Below are 7,382 nucleotides of genomic sequence, written 5' to 3' on the forward strand. Positions count from 1 at the left end.
CCGGCCCCAGCCCGGAATCGACCATGCCTCTTCTGCCCAATGCCCTGCGCGCCGCCATGCGCCCGCTGTCGTCGTCCTCGTCCATCCTGCCGCAGGCCTCTGACGGTCTGTTGACCGCCGCGTTGCTGCTCGCGCTGAGCCTGCCCTCGAGCGCTTTCGCGGTCACTGCCACGGCACCGACCGCGGCGACCCAGCCGCCCTCGCAGGCGCCGCAGGGCGACGCCACCCCCACCGAGACGGACAGCGCCGACGCCGACGCGGCGCCGCAGGACGCCACCACCCAGGACGTGCAGCCCGGCACCCAGAACACCACCCACTACTTCCTGGCCGAAGGCTTGAACGACGGCAGCGACTACGCCAGCGCCGCCGGCCTGCGCGCGGTGGCGATGGGCGCACGCGCAGACGCCTCCGGCGCCTTCGCCATCGCGATCGGCCACCACACCGTCGCCTCCGACAGCGCCGCCATCGCCATGGGCGACGGCGCGGTCGCCAGCGGCACCTCGGCGATCGCGATCGGCGGCAGCTTCTTCGGCAGCACCTACGGCGACTCGGCCGGCGCGCAGAGTACCGGCTTCGGTTCCCTGGCCCTGGGCACGGCCGCCACCGCAACCGCTGACAGTGCCAGCGCGCTGGGCTGGAACACCAGCGCCAGTGGCTCCGGCGCCACCGCAGTGGGTGCCACCGCATCGGCCAGCGCCAAGTACGCCACCGCCAGCGGCTCCTCGTCCAGCGCCAGCGCCGAGCAGGCCAGCGCGTTCGGCTATGCCGCCAATGCCAGCGGCACCGGCGCCGTCGCCAACGGCGGCTACAGCGTCGCCTCCGGCTTCTTCGGCGTGGCGATGGGCTACACCGCCACCGCCAGCGGCGACGGCGGCATCGCGATCGGCGACAGCGCCTCGGCGGCCGGCCAGCAAAGCGTGGCGATCGGCGCCAGCAATGCGGGCGTGCCGGCGCAATCCAACGGACTGGGCGCGGTCACCATCGGCGCCGGCGCCTGGGCGCTGTCCGACTACGGCACCGCGCTGGGCTTCGACAGCCATGCCGACGCGGACTACAGCATGGCGCTGGGCGCCTCCGCGCTGGCGACCAGCACCAATGCGCTGGCGGTGGGCGCCAGCTCCTTCGCCGACGGGCAGGACGCCAGCGCCTTCGGCGCCATCGCCAGCGCCAATGCCGCCGGCGCCACCGCGCTCGGCAGCGGCGCCTCCGCACTGACCGCGGGCAGCGTCGCGCTGGGCTACAACAGCGCCGCCACCGGCGCCAACAGCGTGGCCATCGGCGCCGGTTCGATGGCCGACCGCGACAATGCGGTCGCCTTCGGCAACGACGGTGCGCTGCGCCAGCTCACCTACATCGCCGCGGGCACCGCCGACACCGACGCGGTCAACGTGCTGCAGTTGCGCAGCATCGCCAGCGCGCTCGGCGCCGGCAGCGCGGTCGGCGGCGATGGCAGCTTCAGCGGCGGCAGCTACCTGATCCAGGGCCGCAGCTACGGCACGGTCGGCTCGGCGCTGTCGGCGCTGGATGGCGCACTGTCGGCGCTGGACACCCGGGTCGGCAGTGGCGCCGGCGGCGTGGCGGTGGGCGGCGGCGGCACTGGCGGCCCCAGCGTCGGCGCCGGCACCAATGCCGTGGCAGTGGGCGCGCAGGCCACCGCCAACGGCCAGAACGGCACGGCAATCGGCTCCAACGCGCTGGCCTACGGCCCCAACGACACGGCGCTGGGCGGCAACGCGCAGGTCAACGCCGACGGCAGTACCGCGGTCGGCGCCAACGCCAGCATCAGCGCCAATGCCACCAACGCGGTGGCGGTCGGCGAAAGCGCCACGGTCACGGCCGCCTCCGGCACCTCCGTCGGCCAGGGCGCGTCGGTCTCGGCGAACAATGCCGTGGCGATCGGCCGCGGCTCCTCCGCCACGCGCGCCAATACCGTCTCGGTCGGCAGCGCCGGCAACGAACGCCAGATCAGCAACGTCGCCGCCGGCAGCGCGGCCACCGATGCGGTCAACGTCGCGCAGATGCAGGCCGGCGACAGCGCCACGCTGAGCAGCGCCAACGCCTACACCGACAGCCGCATGGCCGGCTGGGACGACAACCTGACCAAGCTGCGCACCGACACCGACCAGCGCTTCCAGCACCTGGACCGGCGCATCGACCGGATGGGCGCGGTCAGCGCCGCCTATGCCGGCATGGCGGTGAACACCTCCGGCCTGGCCGGGGCCAACCGCATCGGCGTCGGCGTCGGCTCGCAGGGCGGCGAAAGCGCGCTGGCGGTGGGCTACCAGCGCGCGATCGGCAACCGCGCCAGCGTCTCGCTCGGCGGCGCCTTCTCCGGCAGCGAGAAGAGCGTGTCCGCCGGTGCCGGCTTCAGCTGGTGACACGACCGTAGGTGCCGCCCTTCCTTGATTTCCACGCCTTCGTCGATCTTCGCAGAGACACCGCCATGACCCATGCCATCCCGCTTTCCCGCAACCTGCTCGCCCTGTCGCTGGGCCTGGCCCTCGCCGGCACCGCGCAGGCGCAGACCGCCCCGCGCTTCTCGGTCCTGGCCCAGGCCGCGCCCGGGCAATCCACCGTCTACGACGGCCTGATCGTGACCTATCGCGACGGCAGCAGCGCCGTCCGCGACACGCGCGCCGCCAGCGCCACGCTGAACCAGATCATGGCCGCGCGCAGCACCGCCAGCACCTGGACCAGCACCTACCGGCAGACCGCCCCGGCCTTGAACCGGGTGCGTCGCCTCGCCATCGGCGCCGACCTGGTGCGGCCCAGCCGCGCGCTGACGCCATCGCAGTTGCAGACGCTGATCGCCAGCCTGAAGGCCGACCCCGCAATCGCGCACGTGGAGCCCAACCTGGTGCTCAAGCCGGTACGCAGCGCCGCGCAGGCCACGGCCAGCGCGGCAAGCGCACCGAACGATCCCGGCTACGCCGTGCAGTGGCACCTGCGCACGCCCGATGGCCACCTGGAAACGTTGGCGCCGGAGACCACCGGCTATCCCAACCGTGGCGGCATCGATCTGTTGCCGGCCTGGCAGTACGGCACCGGCCAGGGCGTGGTGGTGGCGGTGATCGATACCGGCATCACCGCGCATCCGGACCTGGACACCTCGCTGGCCAGCGCCGGCTACGACTTCATCAGCGATGCGCTGATGTCCGGCCGCGCCAGCAACGGACGCGTCGCGGGCGGCTGGGACACCGGCGACTGGACCACCGACGACAAGTACCTGGTCGCCAACGGCGGCTGTGCGCAACCGCAGGAACAGACCGACAGTTCCTGGCACGGCACCCACGTCGCCGGCACTATCGCCATGCGCACCAACAACGGCATCGGCATGGCCGGGATCGCGCCGGACGCGAAGATCCTGCCGATCCGCGCGCTCGGCCATTGCGGCGGCACCACCGCCGATATCGCCGATGCCATCGTGTGGGCCTCGGGCGGCCACGTCGACGGCGTGCCCGACAATGCCAACCCCGCCGAGGTGATCAACATGAGCCTGGGCGGCGGCGGCGCCTGCGCGCAGGATTCGGTCACCGCCAATGCCATCGCCAGTGCCATCGCGCGCGGCAGCGTGGTGGTGGTGGCCGCAGGCAACGACAACGCCGACGCCGGGGGCTATTCGCCGGCCAGTTGCCCGGGCGTCATCAACGTCGCCGCCACCGGCATCACCGGCGGTCGCGCCTACTATTCCAACTTCGGCAATACCATCACCCTGTCCGCGCCCGGCGGCGGCGTGTACGCCAACGATGCATCCAGCGGTGCGGGATCGGTGCGCACCGGCCTGGTCTGGTCCACCCTCAACAACGGCACCCATGGTCCGGACCAGCCGGCCTACGCCGGCTACGCGGGCACGTCCATGGCCTCTCCGCACGTGGCCGGCGTGGTCGCCCTGGCGATCAGCGCGGCGATCAACGCCGGCCGGCCGGTGCCGACGACCGCGCAGATGCGCGACATCCTGACCCAGACCTCCAACGTGTTCCCGGTGAAGCCGACGCTGCGCATCGGCGCCGGCATCCTCAATGCCGGCAAGGCGGTCGCGCGCGCTGCAGGCGCCAGCGGCGGCGGCGAGGAAGCCACCGCCACGACCATCGCGCGCGGCACGCAGAGCCGGCTGTCCGCCGCTACGCGCCAGGGGCCGCTGTACCGCCTGGATGTCCCGGCCAACGCACGCAACCTGCAACTGCGCACCCTGGGCGGTAGCGGCCAGCTGCGGCTGTACGTACGTGCGGTGCGCGCACCCAGCGCCGACGGCAGCGATGCCGACTACAGCTCGGTGCGCAACGGCACCACGCAGAACGTGCAGATGGCGCTGCCGGCGACCGGCAGCTACTTCTTCCGCCTGGTCGGCGGCAGCGGCGGCTACGCCAACGTGACCCTGTCGGTGAGCTACACGGAGTGAGCGAACGCCACGGGCGCCGCCGCGGCGGCGCCCCTGTTCACGACGGGTTGGCGACCTCGATCAGGTTGCCGTCCGGATCGCGGAAGTACAGCGACAGGATCGGTCCGCGGGCGCCGGTGCGTTGCACCGGCCCGTCCTCGATCGGCACGGCGGCAGCGCGCAGTTCCTCGGCCACCTGCGCCAGCGGCGTGGCGGTGAGAAAGCACAGATCGGCCGAGCCCGGCGTAGGCACCCGCGCCTTCGGGTCGAACGCGTGGCCATGCCGATGAAGGTTGATCTTCTGCTCGCCGAACGCCAGCGCCTTGCGGCCTTCGCCGAAGGTCACCACGCGCATGCCCAGCACCCGCGCATAGAACGCGCAGGTCGCCTCGATGTCGGCGACGGTGAGGACCAGATGGTCGAGATGGTCGATCTGCATTGCGGAATGCTCGTTGGAGGGCGGCTCACTCGCCGCGCGGCGGATGCGGCCCGAAGCGGCCGTAGGGGCGGCTGTCGTCGGCGCCGCGGCGCAGCACCTGCGCGGCGACCAGGCCGATGCCCAGCAACACCAGGCAGCAGGCGACCAGTGCGTTCCAGCCGCCGTGCTGCCACGCCGCACCGCTGAGCGAGCCGATCACGCTGGCACCGGCGTAGTACGCCAGCAGGTACAGCGAGGCGGCATGGCCCTTGAACTGCCCGCCCAGGCGCCCGACCCAGGCGCTGGCCGCCGAATGCGCGACGAAGAAGCCGATGGTCAGGAGCACGATGCCGGCGATGACGGGCACCAGCGCATGCGCCAGGGTCAGCGCCACGCCCAGCGCCGCGGTGGCGATGCCGGCCAGCACCACCGGGCCGCGACCGAACCGGTCCGAGGCGGCGCCGGCGACCGAGGACGACACGATGCCGAACACGTAGGCGCTGAAGATCATGCCAAGCTGGCTCTGGCTCAGCCCGAATTCCGGCCCGCCCAGGCGGAAGCCAGCGTAGTTGTAGACGCTGACGAACACGCCCATCGCCAGGAACGGGATCGCGAACAGCCACGGCAGGTGGCGATCGCGCAGATGCCCGCCCCAGGCGCGCAGGTGGAAGCGCAGGTTCACTCCCTGGCGGCGCACGAAGTGCCGCGACGGCGGCAGCAGCCACACGAAGCCGACCGCAGCCAGCAGATCCACCGCGCTCAGCGTGGCCAGCGCAACGCGCCAGTCGAAGTGGTCGGTGAGCATGCTCATGCCGATGCGACCGACCATGCCGCCGAACGCATTGCCGGCCACGTACAGCCCGGTCGCCGCGCCGAGCCGGCTCGCCGGCAGTTCCTCGGCCAGGTACACCATCGCCACCGCCGGCACGCCGCCCAGGGCGATGCCGGACAACGCGCGCACCACCACCAGCGCGCCCCAGTGCGGCAGGTAGGAGGCGAGCAGGTTGAGCAGCGCCGCCAACGCGATCGACACGAACATCAGCCCGCGCCGGCCCAGCGTTTCCGACACTGCGCCGGCGCAGAAGATCGCGATCGCCAGGCCGCCTGTGGCCAGCGACAGCGGCAGCGAGCTGGCCGCCGCGCTGAGGCCGAACTCGCGGGCGAACGCGGGCAGCAGCGGCTGCACGCTGTACAGCAGCGAGAAGGTGGCGAAGCCGGCCAGGAACAGCGCCAGGCGGATGCGCAACAGCGGCGCATCGTCCACGGCGTGCACCGGCGGGCATTGGCTGGAGGCGTTCACGGTGTGGGTCGCGGCGGGAGACGGATGGCCAGTATTCGCCTGCCGCCACCCGGCGTCCAATATATGATCGACCCACTCTCCATATGCTCTGGATATGACATGGAACTGCGCCACCTGCGCTATTTCCTGGCCGTGGCCGAGGCCGGGCACTTCACCCGCGCCGCCGCGCAACTGGGCATCCAGCAACCGCCGCTGAGCCAGCAGATCCGCGCACTGGAGGAGGAACTGGGCACGCTGTTGTTCGTGCGCACACCGCGCGGCGCCGAGCTCACCGAGGCCGGCCGCGCCTTCCGCACCGAAGCCCGACGCGTGCTCGCCGACCTGGAGCGCGCCGGCGATGCCGCGCGCCGCGCCGCACGCGGCGAGAGCGGCGTGCTGCGGCTCGGCTTCACCGCCTCGGCCGCGTTCAACCCGATCGTGCCGACCCTGGTGCGCGGCTTCCGCCGCGGCTGGCCGGCGGTGACGCTGGCGCTGGAGGAGACCAACACCGCCGGCCTGCTCGCCGCGCTGCTGCAGGGGCGGCTGGATGCGGCCTTCATCCGCTACAGCGTGGCCACGCCCTCGGAACTGCAGTTGCTCAAGCTGCCCGACGAGCCGATGAAGATCGCCGTCCCGGCGGCGCATCGCCTGGCCAGACGCCACCGCGCGCCGCTGTCGGCGTTGGCCGGCGAACCGTTCATCCTGTTCCCGCGCAGCTTCGGCACCAGCCTCTACGACGAGATCCTCGATGCCTGCCGCCAGGCCGGCTTCGAACTGAAGATCGAACAGGAAGCGCCGCAGATGTCGTCCATCGTCAACCTGGTGGCCGCCGAACTGGGTGTGTCGGTCGTCCCCGCCTCGACCGCGCAGGTACAGTTGCCCGGCGTGCGCTACCTGGACATCGAAGGCCGCGTGCCGATGGCGCGACTGGCCTTGGCCGCGCTGCCGGCCACCGCGCAGGCGATGCCGATCGTGCGCCACCTGTGGCAGTTGGCGCAGGGGCATGCGGCGGGCAGGCGTGGGTAGTGGTGGCAGCACTCCCCTAGCGGCAATGTAGGAGCGGCTTTAGCCGCGAAGGGCTTTACCGATAGAGCTCATCGCCGCCAAAGCTCACTCGTGCGGGTGTGCTTGTCCGACGCGTAAATCAAGCAGCAACAGCAATAGCAATAGCAATAGCAATAGCAACGGCTTTCGCCTTGCGGCGAGTTACTTTGATCAGCCTTCGGCTGCTGAGAAGCACTTCTTTGCTTATGCAAAGAAAAGTAACCAAAAGAAGCGCTTTACCACAGCCGAAGGCTGGTCAAGCA

At 71.6% G+C, this 7,382-nt stretch carries 5 protein-coding genes; 3 read left to right on the forward strand and 2 right to left on the reverse strand.

Features of this window, described 5'->3' with window-relative positions:
- The first annotated feature begins 23 nt into the window (after positions 1-23).
- Entirely contained in the window at positions 24-2,378 is a 2,355-nt protein-coding gene (locus tag ACHWVH_RS08190) for a YadA-like family protein (RefSeq protein WP_267083947.1), read from the forward strand.
- Between the two features lie 65 nt (positions 2,379-2,443).
- Complete coding sequence (locus ACHWVH_RS08195; protein ID WP_394686969.1) at positions 2,444-4,399, forward strand: S8 family peptidase; 1,956 nt, start codon at positions 2,444-2,446, stop codon at positions 4,397-4,399.
- 37 nt (positions 4,400-4,436) lie between these two features.
- Here ACHWVH_RS08195 and ACHWVH_RS08200 read toward each other — a convergent pair whose 3' ends face one another.
- Both ACHWVH_RS08200 and ACHWVH_RS08205 read right to left on the reverse strand, forming a co-directional pair.
- Positions 4,437-4,817, reverse strand: coding sequence for a VOC family protein (locus ACHWVH_RS08200; protein ID WP_267093081.1), 381 nt, complete (start codon positions 4,815-4,817; stop codon positions 4,437-4,439).
- Positions 4,818-4,842: 25 nt separating this feature from the next.
- Positions 4,843-6,096 (reverse strand): MFS transporter, encoded by a 1,254-nt coding sequence (locus ACHWVH_RS08205; protein ID WP_394686970.1) that lies wholly within the window; start codon positions 6,094-6,096, stop codon positions 4,843-4,845.
- A 99-nt stretch (positions 6,097-6,195) separates the two neighbouring features.
- On the opposite strand from ACHWVH_RS08205, the gene ACHWVH_RS08210 reads away from it, so the two are divergent.
- Positions 6,196-7,101 (forward strand): LysR family transcriptional regulator, encoded by a 906-nt coding sequence (locus ACHWVH_RS08210; RefSeq protein ID WP_267098813.1) that lies wholly within the window; start codon positions 6,196-6,198, stop codon positions 7,099-7,101.
- Positions 7,102-7,382 lie beyond the last annotated feature (281 nt).

This window comes from uncultured Xanthomonas sp. (assembly GCF_964278005.1).
Classification (GTDB): Bacteria; Pseudomonadota; Gammaproteobacteria; order Xanthomonadales; family Xanthomonadaceae; genus Xanthomonas_A; species Xanthomonas_A sontii.

Bases quoted from the DNA above. Each gene is read 5' to 3' on its own strand.
- ACHWVH_RS08210 (WP_267098813.1), top strand. From the start codon at position 6,196: ATGGAACTGCGCCACCTGCGCTATTTCCTGGCCGTGGCCGAGGCCGGG.
- ACHWVH_RS08190 (WP_267083947.1), top strand. From the start codon at position 24: ATGCCTCTTCTGCCCAATGCCCTGCGCGCCGCCATGCGCCCGCTGTCG.
- ACHWVH_RS08195 (WP_394686969.1), top strand. From the start codon at position 2,444: ATGACCCATGCCATCCCGCTTTCCCGCAACCTGCTCGCCCTGTCGCTG.
- ACHWVH_RS08200 (WP_267093081.1), bottom strand. From the start codon at position 4,817: ATGCAGATCGACCATCTCGACCATCTGGTCCTCACCGTCGCCGACATC.